Origin of the sequence: Butyrivibrio sp. WCD3002, from assembly GCF_000424265.1 — a bacterium.
GTDB lineage: Bacteria > Bacillota > Clostridia > Lachnospirales > Lachnospiraceae > Butyrivibrio.
The window spans coordinates 24,567-40,295 of record NZ_AUJO01000022.1 but is presented as its reverse complement, the minus strand read 5'-3'; the positions used below and the strand labels follow the sequence as shown (position 1 = coordinate 40,295).

Annotated in this window: 14 protein-coding genes; 11 read left to right on the top strand and 3 right to left on the bottom strand. The window is 41.6% G+C overall.

Annotated features, from left to right (window positions below; genetic code table 11):
• The first annotated feature begins 21 nt into the window (after positions 1-21).
• The 9 genes from G608_RS0114260 to G608_RS0114220 all read left to right on the top strand — a co-directional run bounded on the left by G608_RS0114260 (position 22) and on the right by G608_RS0114220 (position 10,454).
• Positions 22-609, top strand: coding sequence for a low molecular weight protein-tyrosine-phosphatase (locus tag G608_RS0114260; RefSeq protein ID WP_026496610.1), 588 nt, complete (start codon positions 22-24; stop codon positions 607-609).
• A 63-nt stretch (positions 610-672) separates the two neighbouring features.
• Entirely contained in the window at positions 673-1,317 is a 645-nt protein-coding gene (locus G608_RS0114255; protein ID WP_026496609.1) for a YkgJ family cysteine cluster protein, read from the top strand.
• A gap of 196 nt (positions 1,318-1,513) precedes the next feature.
• A complete protein-coding gene (locus G608_RS0114250) occupies positions 1,514-1,963 on the top strand; it encodes an Hsp20/alpha crystallin family protein (protein WP_026496608.1) in 450 nt (149 codons plus the stop codon).
• 258 nt (positions 1,964-2,221) lie between these two features.
• Complete coding sequence (locus tag G608_RS0114245; protein ID WP_026496607.1) at positions 2,222-2,779, top strand: ECF-type riboflavin transporter substrate-binding protein; 558 nt, start codon at positions 2,222-2,224, stop codon at positions 2,777-2,779.
• Positions 2,780-2,783: 4 nt separating this feature from the next.
• A complete protein-coding gene (locus G608_RS0114240; RefSeq protein WP_242829398.1) occupies positions 2,784-4,499 on the top strand; it encodes an ABC transporter ATP-binding protein in 1,716 nt (571 codons plus the stop codon).
• On the top strand, positions 4,496-5,323 hold the full coding sequence (locus tag G608_RS0114235) for an energy-coupling factor transporter transmembrane component T family protein (RefSeq protein WP_026496605.1): 828 nt from the start codon (positions 4,496-4,498) through the stop codon (positions 5,321-5,323). Before G608_RS0114240 ends, G608_RS0114235 begins: the two co-directional genes overlap by 4 nt.
• A gap of 173 nt (positions 5,324-5,496) precedes the next feature.
• Positions 5,497-8,004, top strand: a complete 2,508-nt coding sequence (locus tag G608_RS0114230; RefSeq protein WP_026496604.1) for an ABC transporter substrate binding protein — start codon at positions 5,497-5,499, stop codon at positions 8,002-8,004.
• Positions 8,005-8,030: 26 nt separating this feature from the next.
• Complete coding sequence (locus G608_RS0114225; RefSeq protein WP_026496603.1) at positions 8,031-9,245, top strand: ion transporter; 1,215 nt, start codon at positions 8,031-8,033, stop codon at positions 9,243-9,245.
• 27 nt (positions 9,246-9,272) lie between these two features.
• On the top strand, positions 9,273-10,454 hold the full coding sequence (locus G608_RS0114220) for a substrate-binding domain-containing protein (protein WP_242829397.1): 1,182 nt from the start codon (positions 9,273-9,275) through the stop codon (positions 10,452-10,454).
• Here the strand turns inward: G608_RS0114220 and G608_RS0114215 are convergent.
• The 3 genes from G608_RS0114215 to G608_RS0114205 form a co-directional block, all read right to left on the bottom strand.
• On the bottom strand, positions 10,425-12,068 hold the full coding sequence (locus G608_RS0114215) for a diguanylate cyclase domain-containing protein (protein WP_026496601.1): 1,644 nt from the start codon (positions 12,066-12,068) through the stop codon (positions 10,425-10,427). The two genes, G608_RS0114220 and G608_RS0114215, sit on opposite strands and share 30 nt — an antisense overlap.
• Positions 12,069-12,185: 117 nt before the next feature.
• Entirely contained in the window at positions 12,186-12,671 is a 486-nt protein-coding gene (locus G608_RS0114210; RefSeq protein ID WP_207637697.1) for a TetR/AcrR family transcriptional regulator, read from the bottom strand.
• Between the two features lie 100 nt (positions 12,672-12,771).
• Positions 12,772-13,713 carry a type I phosphomannose isomerase catalytic subunit gene (locus G608_RS0114205; RefSeq protein ID WP_026496599.1) on the bottom strand — a complete coding sequence of 314 codons (942 nt, stop codon included), beginning with the start codon at positions 13,711-13,713 and terminating at the stop codon, positions 12,772-12,774.
• Positions 13,714-13,943: 230 nt separating this feature from the next.
• Here G608_RS0114205 and G608_RS0114200 point away from each other — a divergent pair, with 230 nt between their 5' ends.
• The gene (locus G608_RS0114200) at positions 13,944-15,362 is read left to right on the top strand and encodes an MATE family efflux transporter (RefSeq protein ID WP_196810208.1); all 1,419 of its coding nucleotides are present in this window, start codon (positions 13,944-13,946) and stop codon (positions 15,360-15,362) included.
• Positions 15,359-15,679 (top strand): putative quinol monooxygenase, encoded by a 321-nt coding sequence (locus tag G608_RS0114195; protein ID WP_026496597.1) that lies wholly within the window; start codon positions 15,359-15,361, stop codon positions 15,677-15,679. Before G608_RS0114200 ends, G608_RS0114195 begins: the two co-directional genes overlap by 4 nt.
• Positions 15,680-15,729: the final 50 nt, after the last annotated feature.

Genomic DNA, 15,729 nt, shown 5'->3' with positions numbered 1-15,729 from the left:
AAATAGAGGTTTTTTACTAAGATGATAAGAATTTTATTTGTTTGCCACGGCAATATATGCCGATCAACCATGGCGGAATTTATTATGAAAGACATTGTACATAAGCAGCACTTGGAGGAGTTTTTCCATATCGAGTCATCTGCGACTCATACGGATGAGATTTGGAACGGACATGGAAGTCCTGTCTATCCGCCGGCGAGGGCAAAGCTTAGAGAGTACGGGATCGGAACTCCGGACAATGAGCTTGGAGTTTCAGAAAAAAGAGCAAGACTTACATCGAGAACCGACTATGAGAAGTTCGATTTCATAATCGGAATGGACAGTGCAAACATAAGAGATCTTAAGAGGCTCTTTAACGGAGACCCTGAAAATAAGGTTTACAAGATGCTGGAATTTGCTGATAGAAGCGGAGATGTAGCAGATCCATGGTATACCGGGAATTTCGATGATACCTGGCGCGACTGTTCAGATGGATGCCATGGGCTTTTCAGGGCTATTCTTATGGACCCGAAATACGCTGCGCAGATGGGCGATGCTGAGGATATAGATGACTTTGATGATTATGGTGATGACAGAGGCCTGATCCATGATGATTTTCCAAGGGGATAAATTGATGCAGAACATTTGCTGATTATTTCGGAAAATAAGCATTACGATAAAGGTAAATAATACATGATTAGAGATGTTGATTTAGATAAAATTTCAGACGGTAAGCTATACGATATTGGTGATATGGCCAAGCTCGGAGTAGATGATTGCAGTGGCTGTCATGCATGCTGCTGTGGTATGGGAGATTCCATAACTCTTGATCCTTATGATGTTTACAGGCTTGAAAAAGGCCTTGGCAAAAGCTTTGAAGAACTGCTTTCTGAAAATCTGGAGCTTAGAGTAGCTGATGGAATCATTCTTCCATGCCTAAAGATGGACGGTGACGAGAAGTGCACTTTCCTTAACAGAGAGGGGAGATGCAGTATTCATCCTCACAGACCCGGTATATGCAGGCTCTTCCCCTTAGGCAGAATATTTGAAGATAATACTCATAAATATTTCCTCCAAATTCATGAATGTCACAAGGTGAGGCAGACCAAGATAAAAATCAAGAAATGGCTGGACACTCCCGAGCTATCAAGCTACGAAGCATACATTGATAAATGGCACTACTTTTTAAAAGAAATCTCTGACAAAGCCCCGGAAATGCCAGAGGCAGAGCTTAAGGCCATAAACATGAAAATCCTTAAGGAGTTTTTCATAAAGCCCTACAATGTGGAAGAGAGCTTCTATACTCAATTTGAAGGGAGACTATCCGGTATGAAGTAAAGCGCATAAATGCAGGCATTTCTCGTGTGCCTGCATTTTTTATAAAAATAATTAGCACTCACTTGACAAGAGTGCTAACAAGTGTTATAACAGTTATAGAACAAGGGAACAGAAATAAAGGGAGCAAATAACAAAGTAATGACTCCGGTTCCGATGCTCAAATACAAAAATATATAGTCATAAGGAGGTAATTATTATGTTGATGCCTAGTATTTTTGAAGAGAACTTATTTGATAATTGGTTTGATTTCCCGATGTTTAATGACTTTGATAACACCGAGAGGAAGCTGTACGGCAGACATGCTGACAGACTTATGAAGACAGATGTACATGACAACGAGGATCACTATGAAGTAGATATCGACCTTCCGGGATTTAAGAAGGAAGAGATTTCACTAGAGCTTGATAAGGGATACCTCACAGTCAGCGCTGCTAAGGGACTTGATAAGGATGAGAAGGACCACAAGGGTAAACTCATCAGACAGGAACGTTACAGCGGATCCATGCAGAGAAGCTTCTACGTTGGTGAGAATCTTACCGAGGAAGATATCAAGGCTTCATTCAGACATGGCGTTCTGAGTCTTGAGATTCCTAAGAAGGAACAGCCTAAAGTTCCTGAGAAGAAGCTTATAATGATAGAAGGCTAACATTTAGCCCTCAAAATTAAATGCCAAACATTTAAACACCAGAACAAATTAACAATCAACAAATAAATCGAGTCGTTTACATCGCCCGGCTATATCATCGTAGCCGGGCGATATTTTTGTAACGAGCGAAAGCGTCAGTTGAGTGGATTATTTATGTTTGAAATACATGTAGATTGAAGTGCAATATTTCCAAGCTAAGGTGTATAATATCCTCAATGGGGAACTAAAATATTTTACTTACACATGGAGGAATTTGGTATGAAATTAAAGTTTGGTATCAGAGAAGTTGTAGCATTAGGTATTGGAACTGCATTGTTTGTCGTTCTTACGACAGTACAGGTTCCATTTTTTATTGTTCCTAACACAGCACTTCAGCCCAGAATGGCAGTTCTTGCATTCATAGCAGCAGTATTCGGACCTATCGTAGGCGGCGTTGCAGGCGTTCTCGGACACGCTCTCGGCGATGCATTTTTCTATGGATCAGTTTGGTGGAGCTGGGTATTCCCTGAGGCTGTTGTAGGCGTTGCAGTTGGCTTATTCGCTAAGAAGTTTGCAGTAGAAGAGGGCGGCTTCAATGTAAAGAAGAACATCATTCTCTTCAACGTAGTTCAGGTAGTTGCAAACGCAGTAGCATGGATCGGCCTTGCACCTGTTCTTGATATCCTCGTTTACGCAGAGCCTGCAAACAAGGTATTCGCACAGGGTGCCCTTGCATTTATCGGCAACATCGTAATAATTGCAATCCTCGGAACTATCCTTCTTGCAGCATATTCTAAGATTGCAGGTAAGTCATCAGGCCTCAAGGCGGAGGATTGATTTTTTGGAAAAGACCCCAATCATCGAATTTTCAGATGTAACATTTAAGTACAGAGTGCAGGAAAAACCTACACTTAAAAACATAAATTTAAAGATTTACCCGGGTGAGAAAATCCTTATCGCAGGACAGTCCGGCTCGGGTAAATCCACATTGGCACATTGCCTTAATGCACTGATTCCCTGTTCTTTTTCAGGCGAGATGAGCGGAACACTCCGGGTTGACGGGAAGACTCCCAGTGAACTCGGAGTTTTTGGCATGTCACAGATAGTGGGAACCGTCCTTCAGGATACGGACGGACAGTTTATAGCACTGACCGTTGGCGAGGACATAGCCTTTGCTCTTGAAAACGACAACATTCCTCAGGATCAGATGTTTAACAAGGTCCATGAGGTTGCGGAAAAGCTTGATCTAAAGAGCTTCTTAAACCATGCGCCGGGAGAGCTTTCGGGCGGACAAAAGCAAAGAGTTTCCCTTGGCGGCGTTATGGCCTGTGATGTAAAAATCTTACTGTTTGACGAGCCGCTTGCTAATCTCGACCCGGCAACGGGAAAGCGCACCATAGCCCTTATAGACGAGATAATGAAGCGCGAGGATGTGACGGTTGTCATAATTGAGCACCGTATAGAAGATGTGCTTTACCGCGACGTTGACAGAGTAATCCTCATGGGAGATGGCGAGATTATTGCAGACATGCATCCCGATGAGCTTCTCTGCACGGATCTTTTGCCAAAGCATGGCATCCGCGAACCACTCTATGTAGCTGCGCTTAAAGCAACAGGCTGCGAGCTTACCAAGGATACACATCCGCAGCATATAGAGACCATGGATGTAACAAAATATAAAGATCAGGTAAGGGACTGGTTCCATTCAGTTCCAAAGCATCAGCAGCAAAGTTCTTCTGAAACAATTTTAAGCGTAAATAATCTTAACTTTGGCTACGAGGATGGAAGGCAGATTCTTAAAGATGTTAGCTTCGACATAAAAAAAGGCGAGATGATTTCTCTTGTAGGAAGAAACGGTGCAGGAAAATCCACGTTAGCATCTCTCATTTGCGGTTTCTACAAGCCTCAGAGTGGAAGCATCCTCTTTAACGACGAAGATATGGCAGCCCTTTCTATCAAGGAAATCGGCGAGAAAATCGGCTACGTTATGCAAAGCCCAAATCAGATGATAAGCAAGCCAATGATATTTGACGAAGTGGCTTTGGGCCTTACCGCAAGAGGCGTTCCGGAGGATATCATCAAGGAAAAAGTCAATGAAGCTCTGAAAATCTGCGGCCTGTATTCCTTTAGGAACTGGCCTGTTTCAGCCCTTTCCTTTGGACAGAAAAAGCGCGTTTCAATCGCATCAATCCTTGTCCTTAGCCCCGAGCTGATAATTCTTGATGAGCCTACGGCAGGGCAGGATTACAGCCACTATACCGAGATTATGGAGTTTTTGATTAAGCTCCGCGACGAGATGGGCAAGACCATACTTATGATCACTCACGATATGCATTTGATGCTTGAATATACCGACAGGACTCTGGTTTTAACAGATGGTCAGCTTCTTATGAACGCACTTCCCTCCGAGGTTTTGACAGATGAGGATATGTGCGACAGAGCTTACCTTAAGAAAACATCACTCTATGATCTGTCACTAAAATGTGGCATAGATACACCTTCGGAATTTGCGGCCAGATTCATAGACCATGAGAGAGCAAAAGGAGGTCAGGCATGAACAGACTGATATCCTATGAAAAAAAAGACACCTTCGTCCACAAGCTAAGCGGCTTTACAAAGCTTGTGTTTTTCCTGATATGGTGCCTTACAAGTGCTCTTACCTTTGATACCAGAATTCTTGCAATCATGCTGGTTTTGGGTATCTTGATTTACATAAGCGCCGGAATAAAATGGAGACAGGTCAGCACAATTTTTAAGGCTGTCATGTTTTTCATGGTAATTAACCTTACCTGTATTTTCTTCTTCTCACCCCTTGAAGGCTGCAGAATCTATGAAAGCAGGGCCGACCTTTTCCATTTGTTTGGAAATTACACGGTGACAAAGCAGCAGCTTTTTTATGAGCTAAATGTGCTGATGAAGTACTTTACAGTAATTCCATCAGTTTTCATTTTTCTTACGACAACAGATCCCAGCGAACTGGCATCAAGCCTTAACGGAGTGGGAGTGCCCTACAAGATTTCCTACGCCCTAGAGATAACTTTAAGATACATCCCGGACATTCAGGACGAGTTTCACAGAATTAAGAATGCTCAGGAGGCCCGCGGTATCGAGATGAGCTCAAAGGGAAAGCTGCTTTCAAGAATTAAAAACACGGCAGCTATAATTTTCCCGCTATTGTTTTCATCAATGGAGAGGATAGATGTGGTCAGCAATGCCATGGAACTAAGAGGCTTTGGAAAGAAAAAGACAAGGACCTGGTACTCAAGGAAAAAGCTTACTACAGCAGATTTTGCGGTACTGATATTCATCATAGTTTTTTCTGCTGCAGCGCTTGCATTTACTTACCACGACGGGAACAGATTTTTCAATCCGTTTTTATAGAAATTTAATAAATATCGGTCACAACACTTGATCCAAAAGGTTGCGTCCGATATTTATTTTTTTTTAAGAATTTCTTTCTAGTTTCTATATGTAAAAAAGACTAAATTAATAATGCAAAAGCTCTTTTAATGCTATGATTAAATAGTATTATAGTCTAGCAACGGAGCAAAAGCATGAAAAAAGCTACGGTTTTCAGGACGCTAAGGGGGGTATGGCTTGTCCTTAGCGTTATCTGCCTTATATTGGCCGTGATTTTCTTGCAGATTATGGTCATAAATAAAGGGAAAAAGACCGAGGACCCTGCCTCTCAGTATGTTGAGGATGTCAGACACAGGGTGCTTTTATTCTGTTCGTATAATTCCCAGTACTACACATATCCCAATCAGATAGAAGGTTTCCATGACTCACTTTATCCAAACGGCGTAGAGTATGATGTTATCTTTATGGATGCCAAGAATTACAGGACCAACGAGGACCAGAGCGCTTTCTATAACTTCTTCGTATCAAGAATGCAGAATGGTAAAAAGTACGACGGTGTAATAGTTGTTGATGATGAAGCGCTGCAGTTTATGTATGATTACGGAGAAAAGATTTTTGGCGATATTCCCGTTGTTTTCATAGGTGCAAATAATCTTGCTCTTGCCAGAAAAGCCTGCACTCGCAGAAATATAACCGGATATTATGAGAATGATTATCTCGATGAAACCCTGAAACTCACCAGGGAAATTTTCCCTAACCGTAAGAAATATGTAGGCTTTTTTGATGAGTCCGCAGCAGGAAAAACAGATGTCGCAAGATTTACCATCGCAATGACCAGTCGTGCCGGATATGAATTCGAGACTGTCAATGTAACTAACCATACTAAGGAACAGCTTATTGAAGTTATTAAACAGATTCCGGATGACGCAGTCATAGTTTTCATGACCTGCTTCTCTGATGCAGATGGAATTACACATACCAAATATGAGATGACGAAATTCTTTACAGAGTATTCCAATGCGCCTATAGTGCGCTGCTATGAAGATGCAGTAGGTGATGGTGTTCTTGGTTCAGTTGGTATGTCCTTCTATCAGCAGGCAAAAAATGCCGGCGAAACTATGGTTAAGGTTCTTGACGGTGCCGACATCAGCAGGATACATATGGCTCAGAAAACACCCAGTATCACTGAATTTGATTACAACATTATGAAGAAATACGGTGTCTCTGAAAAGCTTCTTCCGGATGATGCGATAATTATAAATAAACCCGTTTTATTCATAGATGTTTACGGAGCAATTCTTCCCTCAGCAGGCCTTATTTTCCTTGCTATGATAATGCTTTTGCAGTCTGTCAATGCTACGGTTTTCCTTGGCAAAGAATCCAACAAAGAACTTCTTGCATCTAAGGAAGAACTTGAAAAATCCCAGAAAAAGCTTATCTATCAGGCGCAGCATGACGACTTCCTTGATATTTTAAACAGAAGAACAGCAGTAGAATATCTTAGAAAACATGCGCTACCGGATAAGGTATTTTCCATAGTCATGGTGGATATCGATAACTTCAAGGATGTAAATGAGACCTATGGCCATCAGGTAGCGGATGAGGTTTTAAAGCACCTGTCCTATGAGCTTGAAAATCTTGCAAGGACCAGAGACTGGATGCTGGCAAGGTACGGAGGCGACGAATTCCTTATGATGCTCTCCGGAGAGCGCGTGACTGAGGATAGCTACACTGTTCAGGAAATCATGAAAATATTCAGGAATCCTATTAGTTTAGGTGATGAAACTATTATCATGTCCTGCAGTATGGGTGTATCTTTGTCTGATGGAGTGACACCCCCTGATCAGCATATCATAAACGCTGAGATAGCAATGTACGAAGCTAAGCAGAGAGGAAGAAATAAGGCATTCCTGTACTCTGATGACATGAAGAAGAAGGTTCGCGAGGAGAATAAGATTAAGGCCAAAATCCTTGATGCCATGGATAATGACGGATTCTACATGGTATATCAGCCTCAGATCGATGCAGAGACAAAGAAGCTTTGCGGCTTTGAGGCTCTTGTAAGAATGAAGGCAGAGGGAATGTATCCCGGAATCTTTATTCCTATAGCTGAGGCCAGTGGATGGATAGCGAGAATCGGAAGAATCACAACAGAGCTGGTAATCAAGCAGCTGGCAGCCTGGAGAGACGCAGGACACATGCTTTATCCTGTTTCCATAAACTATTCTAGTAACCAGCTCAGTGATATCGGATATGTTGAGTTTTTAAAAGAGCTCCTAACGGAGTATAATATATCTGGGCAGTTCGTTGAAATCGAGGTTACGGAGAGTCTGTTCCTTGAAAGAACAGAGAAAGCGGAGAGCCTCTTTGCACAGCTCAAGGAGCTTGGAATAAAGATTTTGATGGACGATTTTGGTACCGGTTATTCATCACTTGGATACCTTACCTACATTCCTGTGGATGTGGTTAAGCTCGATAAATCTCTTGTGGATGCATATCTTGTTGGAGGCAAGGATTCATTTATCAGGGATGTCATCCAGCTTGTACATGACCTTGATAAGCTGATGATCATCGAGGGTGTTGAGGAAAAGTGGCAGTATGAAAAGCTAAGGGAATTCAAGGCCGATATCATTCAGGGTTACTACTTCAGTAAGCCTATAAGTCCTGAAGAAGCCATAGTATTTGATGCTACGGACAAATAAAAAGTTTTTGTTGGGGTCAGGGGAAAATGTCTGAAAAGAAAATAAGTTTTGATGAATTTAGACAGAAGCTTTTTAAGATAGTTTCTGTTGGATATCTGGGCGACTGGCCAAGCGTTATCTATGACGTTGTTGGTACAATCGCCCTTGTCATGAATTTGACGGTGGCATTTTTAGCAACCTTTTCAGAGCTGAACGTTCGATGCGGGTCAGTCTTTGATCGGATCGAAACTGTCACAGTATTCTTTTTTGCAATCGATTATATTTTGAGACTCCTTACGTCAAAGTGCCTTTTTCCTGACAGATCAGAGGGCGGTGCAGTAGTACGTTACATTTTTTCTTTCTTTGGAATAATTGATCTTTTGAGTTTCCTGCCCTTCTATTTGCCGTTTGTATTTCCTACAGGCGCAGCGGCTTTCAGAATGTTCCGTGTGGCAAGGATATTCAGACTCTTTAAGATCAACGCCTATTACGATTCACTTAATGTAATTACGGAAGTTATCAAAAATAAGGCGCAGCAGCTCCTGTCATCTGTTTTCATTATTGCAGTAATGATGCTGGCATCAAGCCTTTGCATGTACTCATTGGAGCATGAGGCACAACCTGATGTTTTTGAAAATGCATTTTCAGGAATCTGGTGGGCTGCATCCACGCTGCTGACAGTGGGTTACGGAGATATTTATCCCAAAACCATCCTTGGAAAAGTCTTTGGAATTTTGCTGGCGTTTCTTGGTGTAGGAATCGTAGCTATACCTACAGGTATTATTTCCGCAGGATTCGTGGAACAGTACACCAAATTAAAGCATATGGGCGATTATTCAAAGAGCATAGATATGCATTTTATCAAGGTGCAGCTCTCCATGAATGATAAGTGGGTAGATAAAAAAATAAGAGATATTGATCTTCCCCATGGTGCAATTATTGCAATGATACAACGTCAGGGCAACGTGATTATTCCAAACGGAAGCATAGTTCTCGAAGCGGGAGATAAGATAATAATCGGAGCTCAGGCCATCAAAAATGATGTACCCATGCACCTTAAGGAAGTTACTTTGGGAGATACTCATCCCTGGTGTGATAAATTTATTAAGGACCTGAATTTCCCGAGACAGACCATATTATTGTCAATAAAAAGAGGCAGCAAATCAGTTGTTCCAAAAGGGCAGGTTAAACTACGAGCAGGGGATACAATTGTAGTTATCTCCAAAGTACATCTGCCTGAAGAGGATGAAGTTGAGATTTAAGTGACCAATTTGAGGATACATAACGCTATGATGAAAACTAAGAGGTTATTTACAATTTCATTACTGTTTTTCCTGATCATAGCAGGATGCAGCTCGAAAAAAACTAATACAGATGTTGGCCGGAACGATACACAGAAGGTTAAAATAGAAGATACACATTCTGATGACGGCAAAACAGTAGTGGGTATTTCCATGCCTGATATGCTGCTTGAACGCTGGAATCGTGACGGATTATTCTTAAAAGAACAGTTTGAAAAAAATGACTGTGAAGTCATGCTGCGTTATGCCAATAATCTGATAGATACACAGGTAGACGACCTTCGCGATATGATAAACAGCGGTGCGGATCTTTTGGTAATCACTGCTGTGGATGGTGCCGCCTTATCAGATATTCTTGATAAAGCAGCTGAGGCAAACATAAAGATAATTGCATATGACAGACTCCTAATGGATACAGAAGCTGTGGATTATTATGTCTCTTTCGACAATTATCAGGTAGGCGTCCTTCAGGCCAACTATGTGATAGATGCTCTGTCACTGGATTCTGCAGAAAAAACCTTTAATATTGAATTTGTTTCAGGCGATCCGGTGGATAATAATGCCAGGTTCTTCTATGGCGGTGCCATGGACACACTTAAGCCTTATATTGATGCAGGGACTCTGAACGTAATGTCTAACCAGACCGGTTTTTACGAGACCTCCACTGCTCAGTGGTCGACAGATTTAGCCCAGCAAAGGCTTCAGATTATTCTTAATTCCTATTATCCAAGTGGGACTATTCTCGATGCGGTACTTTGTGCCAATGACTCAACTGCCCTTGGCGCAGCAAGAGCACTGGAAGTAGATTACTCAGAGAAAAACCCGGTTGTGTTAACCGGGCAGGATGGCGATATTGCCAATATTTATAATATTTTTGATGGAGTCCAGAGCATGACAGTATTCAAGGCTATGGATAATGAATCTGCTGTTACTGCCGATCTTGGATTAGCCATTTTATCAGGAAGTAAACCTGATGCGGATCTTATTGATACGTCGAACTGGGATTTTTCCTGCGATTACAATACCACGGATTACGACAACGGTGTGAGAGTAGTATCATCATACCTGTTACAGCCCATTACTATCACACTGGACAATATTGAGGAAGAATTGTTTGATACGGGGTACTACAGTCGAAACTCAGCCGGACTTATTTATGCTGTCAAATAATGTATATCCGTTTCTGCCGTTTTCCTTAGTCTCATATAGTGCTTTATCTGCACATTCCATGACGTTTTTGGAATTCTTTGTGTCAAGTGGATACATTGCACAGCCTATGCTGACAGTGATCTTAAGGTCACCGGCGGAAGTCTTTATTGGATCTTTTACACTCTTTATGATTGATTCGCATATCTTGCGGGCTTTGTCTTCAGAAGGTTCCATAAAAATTCCGGAGAACTCATCTCCACCAAGTCTTGCGAAGGACAGCTTTTTCTTTGAAAGCTTTTTTAACTTTTCTGCAACAGCTACGATCACTTCATCCCCTACTTTATGACCATAGGTATCATTTATGCTCTTGAAGCGGTCTACATCGAGCATTATTATTCCATAAGGTGTTGACGCAGTAACCGCCTGAACGATATCCTCCATGATCTTTTTTCTGTTGGGCATTTGTGTCATGAAGTCCATCTTTATCAACTTTTTGCGTTTGTTATTAGCGATATTAAGAAGAACAATTATGACTATCAAAAGAAGCAGGATTACAATCATCAGGTTACTGATAAGTTTGTTTTCACGATAAAATTTCGCAAAGGTCTGATGCTCATTTATTATTGTTGCACCTTTTGGAAGTTGTGAATTTTTTAAGTCAAACTTATCCATGGAGTGCTGTTCAAAATATGTAGCAGTGACAGCAGAAGTAACAAGAGGTATACTGTCGGCACTTTCGCCTGAAAGTATCTTTGCGGAAATCTCACCGGCCATTTTACCGGCATCATAATAAGAGTAGGATATTCCGCCAAGTACTCCATATCCTATATCAGTGGAAGTAAGCCTGATTATGGGGATATCCGGAGCATACTCGGAGATGAATTCTGCCGCGTTCTGCAGAGAATAAGCATTTTTCTCACCATCCAGTGAAAAATCCAGGAAGAGTATTATGTCATCTGATTCAAAAGTTCCCAAAAGTTCCCGGAGTCCATTTCTGGTATAGGATGATGCATTGATGACAGTGCTTTTCATTTCGGGATGTGCATCCCTGAATTTCATAAACTCAACATAATCGGCCAACCCTGCGATAGTAGAGTCCACTATCACATACAGATGTGTTCTGTCAGGGAAAAGCTCCTTCATAAGCTCATAATTGCCTTCAAAATCAAGATTCTCGGCGATACCGGTGGCGTTTTTCATTGCAGAAGCTGTGATTGCCTCTGTTCTGTTGTTTATTCCCATGAAAACCATCGGCGTATCCGGGAATAACTCGTTCCTATTGTTGATGGCATATCGCAGGGCAGAGTCGTCTGCCACAACCAACAGATCAAAAGAGCGAATTGAATACACCTTGTACCTGATATATTTATCAAAATTCATAAGATCAAGTCCGCCATAGTATTTATCCGCATCCATGAATTCATAACTGATATCGACATTAGCCTGTCCAAGTCCGGCCTCAAAACCCTGAAGCTGCGATGGAACTGCAGGATTGGAAAAACCGTATGAGGATATGAAAAGAATGCGATATTGACGCTCGCTATCGCCATCTGCGCTGACTTTCAGCACCGATGAAAAGAGCAGTATCAGTATGCTATATGTAATTAAGAAGAATTTTAGGCAATAGTTTCTCATACTATAATTTTTGACCTTTAGCGGTCAGAGTTCAAATAAAAAATATATAAATTTATATGTGTATATATAGAAAAAACTCCTGCACATTCAGTTATTGATATGTGACAGGAGTTTATATTACTTCCTTTCAGTCGGGAAATAAGAACCGTTAAAAAGATCATATATAAGTTGTTTAAGTTGTTCTTCCGATATCTTATCGCTGTTCATTACATAGTGCTTTGCAATGGTCGTAAGACCTGCTGCAATAAAATCCGCAGTCATGTTGGAAATGATTTCGTCATACTCATCCTTGGGATCATTGCACTCAGTAAAGGATTTGTACAAAGACCACATCATCATGTAGATGATATTGTTCTTCACAAGCAGCTCGAGAATCTCCTTTTTGGATAAAATATATTTTGTGAACCCCTCTGCAAGCTGCGCGAGAGTAGGGGGCCCCTGGCATTCGCAGTCCTTATCCGGTTTAAAGTCATGACTTTTTGCCAGAATAAAAATTACGATGTTTTCCTTGGATTCAAACAGAGTATAGAAGGTCTGCCTTGATATGCCTGAGCGCTGGCAGATCTCGCTTATACTGATCTTGGAATATTCTTTTTCATGCATTAACTCTGTAAAACCCTGGGCTATACTTTTCTGCGAGCTAAGCGCTGTTTTGTTAGAACCCTGATACATACTTTTTCCCTTTACAACTTATGCGTCTAATTTATTCGTAGGTCATCACTGCCTCGAGCTGACCCTTTATCTCGTAGCGTCCGCTACCTGCAGGAAGCAGAAGGCTGTCGCCCTTCTTGTATTCTACCTTGTCATCACCGTTTGTGATAACGCCTTCTCCCTCAAGAACAAGAATGTGGAGGAAGCTTTCAGCTGTAACCTCACCGCTAAGAGTATCTGTGAGAGAACCGGAGAGAGCAACCTTATCAACTGTGAAATACTTGCACTGACCGATGTGAGGCTCAGGCCTTGGAATCTTCGGTGCAGGATTTGTATCTGTAACATCAAGAGCTTTCTCAACATGAAGCTCACGAAGATTACCATCCTTATCGCGTCTGCCGTAATCATAAACTCTGTAGGTTACGTTGGAATTCTGCTGAATCTCTGCAAGAAGAATTCCTGCGCCTATTGCGTGGAGAGTACCTGATTCAATGAAAATCACATCACCTTTTTTTACATGAACAGGATTTAAAACCTCAGTTAAAGTCTCGTTTTCAATCCTTTTTGCGAATTCTTCTTTGGAAACTTCTCTATTGAAGCCGTAGTACAAAAATGCTCCTTCCTCAGCATCAAGGATGTACCACATTTCAGTTTTTCCATACTGATTTTCATGTACTCTTGCATATTCATCGGAAGGGTGTACCTGAAGTGACAGGTCCTTTTTTGCATCAATGAGTTTTATAAGAATGGGGAAGTCCTCGAACTTTTCACAATTGGTTCCAAGAACTTCTTTTCCGTTTTCTTCTATATACTGTGTCAGAGTCTTGCCTGCAAACTCGCCGTTTTCAATCACCGATTCACTTCCGGGAAAACATGACAGCTCCCAGCTCTCAGCAGTTACCGCACCTGCGGACTCTTTACCATATTCATTTACAAGTCTGTTGCCACCCCAAAGATAATCCTTTGTAGGAGCTTTTAATTTCAAAATTGCCATAAATGCACCTCTATATTTATATTCGTTTAATTCACTATAGGTTTTTGTTTTTCCTCAGAAAAACAGAAATCTGTACATCTGCGATTTTATAATAGTGAAGGGAATCTTTCAAGTTATCTGCTCAATTTTTCTCAGCAGCGTACTACGATATGTGGCTTGAGAAAAGTGCGATATTTTGCAATAATAAAATCATAATTAAGTACATGGAGCCGCAAAAATAAAGAATGACTATGCTGGGGAAAATAATAGAACCAAAAGAATATTTACCTGATGATCGTAAACGTTTTGATAATGCAGCGTTAAAAACCATGATCGTGCCACTGCTTATAGAGCAGCTATTGCAGATGGTGGTGGGACTGGCGGATACGATGATGGTCAGCTATGCAGGAGAAGCTGTGGTTGCCGGTGTAGGACTTGATACAATGGTATACACCATATTTATATACCTGTTTACCGCCATTTCTGCCGGAGGATCGGTAGTTGTATCACAATACATAGGAAGTAAGGAAAAGGATAATGCTGATGTTTCCGCATCACAGATATTCTTTATAGGCGGAGTACTTTCTTTAGTATGTATGGTGATCATGCTCATTTTCGGATCATCACTTCTTCAGACAATGTATCCTAAGGCAGAAGCAGATACTATGGCAGCCTGCAAGACATACATGTGGATCGTGGCCTGGTCTTTTCCTGCAAATGCTATCTATAATGCCGGTACTGCAGTTTTTCGCGCAATGGGTCAGACCAGAGTGACCATGTGGGTTTCGTTTATAGCAAATCTGGTTAACGTTGTAGGAAATGCAATAGGTATATTTGTACTGAAAGTCGGTGCTGCCGGAGTTGCATGGCCGACTACGATTTCATGGTATGTGGCAGCAGTTATCATGACGGCGCTTTGCCTTGAGACAGGGGCATCTGATGAGCTTCTTAGAAAACTTAAAGCGCTTAGCACTCCGAGAATCAGTATTAGAATTAAAGAATCACTTCGACTTAACACAGCTATGGCAGGTCGCATATTGGGTGTGGCTATTCCGAATTCTATAGAAAATACACTTTTTCAGGCGGCCAAGGTTGTCCTTGGTATGCTTACTGCAACCTTTGGTACCTCGCAGATAGCAGCAAATACAACAGGACAGACATTCTGGTCACTGGCTGCATGCATGGGCATGTCCATGGGAACGGTGTTTATCACTGTGGTCGGGCAGTGCGTAGGAGCAGGTGACTATGAGGCGGCTGAGTGGAATATTAAAAAGCTTACGAGATTATCGCTTTTACTGGCGACCATCTGGAATGTGATAGTAATGGCGCTGACTCCGATTTTGCTTACTTTATATAATCTCTCGGACGAGACTAAGCGTCTGATACTGATAATAGTTGCAATACACAATCTGTTTTCTGCGCTAGTTCAGCCCTTTTCAGGGCCGCTTTCATCCGGTCTTCGGGCTGCAGGCGATGTAAAATTTACAATGTGGGCATCGATATTCGCCACAGTTGTGTGCAGGACAGCCCTGTCGTTCATTCTGGCTTTATGGATGGGAATGGGTGTTATCGGAATAGCTCTTGCAATGGTGCTTGATTGGTGTATAAAGGCAGCTCTTGATATATGGCGTTTCAGGAGCGGAAAATGGAGGGATAGAAGAATCATATGATAACAGTTAATCTCTATTACAAAGGAAAAGATGGAAATGCACGTGCGTTTGTCCGGGAGATGGAATCGTCGGGAATAGCGGCTGCAATAAGAAACGAGGAAGGTAATCTTCGTTACCAGTACTTTCAGCCTTTAGATGATCCTGAGACAGTTCTGCTCATAGATTCCTGGACGGATCAGGCTGCGATCGATGCTCACCATGCATCCCCGATGATGGGACAGCTGGCAGCTCTTCGTGAAAAATATGATCTTCATATGACAGTTGAACGTTTTGTCAGTGATGAATATGAAGCAGATGAGAAGTTTTTGAGAAAATAATAATCGTTCCCTATACAATTATTCCTTTAATTATGGGAAGCTTTGTAATA